The sequence below is a fragment of the Defluviitalea phaphyphila genome (genome assembly GCF_001466305.1).
GTDB classification, from domain to species: domain Bacteria; phylum Bacillota; class Clostridia; order Lachnospirales; family Defluviitaleaceae; genus Defluviitalea_A; species Defluviitalea_A phaphyphila.
In genome coordinates, this window is the sequence record NZ_JWID01000059.1 from 1 (window position 1) to 1306 (window position 1306).

The following is a 1306-nucleotide window of genomic DNA, read 5'->3' on the forward strand; positions in this document are numbered from 1 at the left end:
GCTTTTTCAAAATCATTTATAATTATAACATCAGTTAGTAATTTATCACTTTTTTTAAATAATTTCATATTACCAACTTCTTTTATTAATTCTTCAACTAATAAGCTATTTTCCCCATACTTCATTTATTAAACCACCTTTTATAATTTTACAGTAGCACCTTCTTTTTCATATAACGGTAATCCTTTTTGCATTACTTCCTTTACCTTTTGTTGTAAGTTAAATACTTGAGATTCAAGACTTTCAACGCTATCATTTATATCCAGACTATCTAAATAATTTTCAATAAAATCATTAAATACTGAATGATAACCCTGATGTCTTGACATTGTACTAATACCTCCACTTTTTCTATCTCTAAAAAATATCCCATTTGAAACATCATCAAAATCCATCCCTATGGATGATTCTTAAATTCCTTTGGAATAATATGCATTACTTAATAAAGTGTACGTTCTAGAAAAAGCCACAACAGCCGAAATTGTGTAACCATTGTAAAAATTTTGCTATTTTACAATGCTCCATTTACCTTTAAAAGGAAAGTCAGGATATACTAATCTCCAAACTTGTGAACATGATTTGCATTTGTACCATTGCTCAGGAAATCCTGCATAAGGTTTTTTAACAGGTATTTCAATTAAAATTCCGTCATTCACAAGTCCTTCCACATACTTTTGAAATCTTTCAAACTCTGAAATTGAGAAAAAAACATTAATCTCTTTTAACACGTTACAAATACAATTTATTTTACTAACCATGAAGCATCCACCTTTTTTATATAAACTTGATTGCCTCCGCCCACCAAACCTCTTTGTGGAGCAGCAACACCCTCATATATTGTTGTTCCTTTTGGAACCTTTATTGTTGAAACATTCGTAGCTGTATTCCCCCAATTCTGGTCTAAAGCACTATCAATAATTGACTGCAAAGGTCCTTTTGATTTTGTTCTTGTCCAGTAACTACCTAATTCTCCTGCTTTACCACCATATACTCTATAAAGTATTATTTCCTCCTGTGTTACTATCTTAGTATATGTACCACTTCTAAATGTGTTTGCTATATCATCCATCAGCTAATGGGCCCTTATTCATTGGACCATATTTAACAGTGTTTGCCGTTCCCTTTACAGTATCATCTGCTTTATTAGGGATATCAGTTTGATTTCTATTTTTATTGTTTTGATTTTTTCATTGGTCGTTTGTATCGTCTAAACCAACAACTTTTCTTTCTTGTTCAAAGTTTTCATTTAATAATCTATTAGATTCACTATTTATGCCTTCTCCTATATTATCTCCTTTTTTAAGGG

Annotated in this window: 3 protein-coding genes; all 3 read right to left on the reverse strand. The window is 30.6% G+C overall.

The genetic code is table 11. The features are described from left to right. Nucleotides 1-140 precede the first annotated feature (140 nt). The gene (locus tag OM90_RS12100) at nucleotides 141-395 is read right to left on the reverse strand and encodes an AHH domain-containing protein (RefSeq protein ID WP_058487106.1); all 255 of its coding nucleotides are present in this window, start codon (nucleotides 393-395) and stop codon (nucleotides 141-143) included. A gap of 111 nt (nucleotides 396-506) precedes the next feature. Further along, the gene (locus tag OM90_RS12930) at nucleotides 507-656 is read right to left on the reverse strand and encodes a hypothetical protein (protein WP_160323684.1); all 150 of its coding nucleotides are present in this window, start codon (nucleotides 654-656) and stop codon (nucleotides 507-509) included. An 86-nt stretch (nucleotides 657-742) separates the two neighbouring features. Continuing rightward, entirely contained in the window at nucleotides 743-1069 is a 327-nt protein-coding gene (locus OM90_RS12110; RefSeq protein ID WP_058487108.1) for a hypothetical protein, read from the reverse strand. Nucleotides 1070-1306 lie beyond the last annotated feature (237 nt).